This window comes from Collinsella sp. AF11-11 (genome assembly GCF_003465485.1).
GTDB lineage: Bacteria > Actinomycetota > Coriobacteriia > Coriobacteriales > Coriobacteriaceae > Collinsella.
In genome coordinates this window covers 1-1,632 of the sequence record NZ_QSAS01000039.1, presented here as the reverse complement: position 1 = coordinate 1,632, position 1,632 = coordinate 1, and the positions used below count along the sequence as shown (strand labels likewise).

Annotated in this window: 1 protein-coding gene; it reads right to left on the bottom strand. The window is 57.6% G+C overall.

Going from position 1 to position 1,632, the window contains the following annotated elements:
• Window positions 1–287: 287 nt before the first annotated feature.
• Window positions 288–1,502, bottom strand: coding sequence for an MFS transporter (locus DWV58_RS09725; RefSeq protein ID WP_195241124.1), 1,215 nt, complete (start codon window positions 1,500–1,502; stop codon window positions 288–290).
• Window positions 1,503–1,632: the final 130 nt, after the last annotated feature.

Genomic DNA, 1,632 nt, shown 5'->3' with positions numbered 1-1,632 from the left:
GGCGACCTTGTCGGCGAGCGCGGTCATCTTCTTGCCGGTCTCGTAGACGTTCTTGCCGTCCTCGACGTAGCCCTCCTGGCTAAAGTGCATGATCTCGATCTTCTCGGTTTCCTTCATGGCTTTTCCTTTCTGTCCTGCACGCAACTCTATACATCGCGTTTCTTTTCGATACCAATTATAGACATACACCTAATGTGTTTTTAATACCACTTATCAATCTGCTCCAATCCTCGGTGAACGGTCGAAATTCTCTGGTGAGTGGTATTAAATTAGAATTGAATGTATAGCTAACGCCTCTGGCGCCTCCCTTGTGTGACAAAGAACAGCGTTCCTACCAGCGCAATAATGGTCGATGCCCCAAACAGTACCGTCTGGACACCCAAAGCCTCCGCCAAAAACGGAGCCGCCAGCAGCGGCAGCACGCCGGCGCTCATCAGGCCAAAACGCACAAAGCCGGTAATGCGCCCCAGGTATTTGATGTCAGCGCGCTCCTGAATCAAGATCATCTGCAGCGGTTCCAGGAATCCCCAGGCCAGACCGTTAATCGCCTGACCGATAATCGCGACCCCCAGCATATCGGTGCCCACGTACACCATGGACCCAATGCCCACGGCCATGAGCGCGCCGAGCAGCAATCGCAGGTTGACATGGCGGGCAGAAAGCTTGGTCAGGATGAACGCGCCCACCGAGGAAGTGAGGCCCACGACCGAGGACAGCCAGCCCAGCCAGACGATATCCACGTTGAGCACATCGCGATAGAACAACGACTCCAGCGAATCGAACGCGCCAAACGCAAAGAAGCCCAGAAAGCCCGAGATAAAGATAAGGCGCAGGTCGTGGTCGCGAAACGTAAGTCGCGCGCCCTCGGCCATGCCGCCCAGAATGCCGCCCTTCGGCTTCTCCCCTTTTGCGGGAGCAACACACTCGTGACAGCCCAAGGAGAGCACGGCCGCCACACCCATCATGCCCGCCATGAGCAGATAGACCGATTGCGTGGCAAAACAGCTCACGATGGCACCACCGAGCAGCGGGCCAGCGGTATAGGCGATATTGCTGTAGAACACCATGAGACCGTTCACGCGGGTACGGCCCTCGGTGGTCGACTCCAGGTATCCCGGAAACGCATGCGTACAGGTGTTGATAAAGCCGCCCGCAAGCCCCAAGACGCACGCGGCAAACACAAGCCCGGGGACAGACAACGGCGCCAACCCCACGCCAAGCGATAGCACCGCCGTAATCACGCACGTCACAAACGACGTCCGGCGCGGTCCAAAGCGGTCGATGACCGAGCCCGACACCATATTGCCCGCCGACGTCATAAGATTGCGTACGAGCGTAATGGCAGCAACCAAAAAGGCCGTGCCAGCCAAATCATACGTCGCCGCGCCGATAAGCCCTAAAAAGTACACCGCGTTGTTGGCGCACCATTGCAGGGACTCAATAAGAATCAGCCTGACCTCTGCCGGCGTCAGGCGCATTGCTTCGCGATCCTTCGCGAACATACGAACTCCCTCTATACAAGTAAGGGGATGGAGGGCATAGGCCCGCTCCATCCCCTTACCAGGTTGCAATGACAGTCTATGCAGCCGGGCCCTTACGCCAGCACGCCGAAGAACGCGCCGACGATGCCCA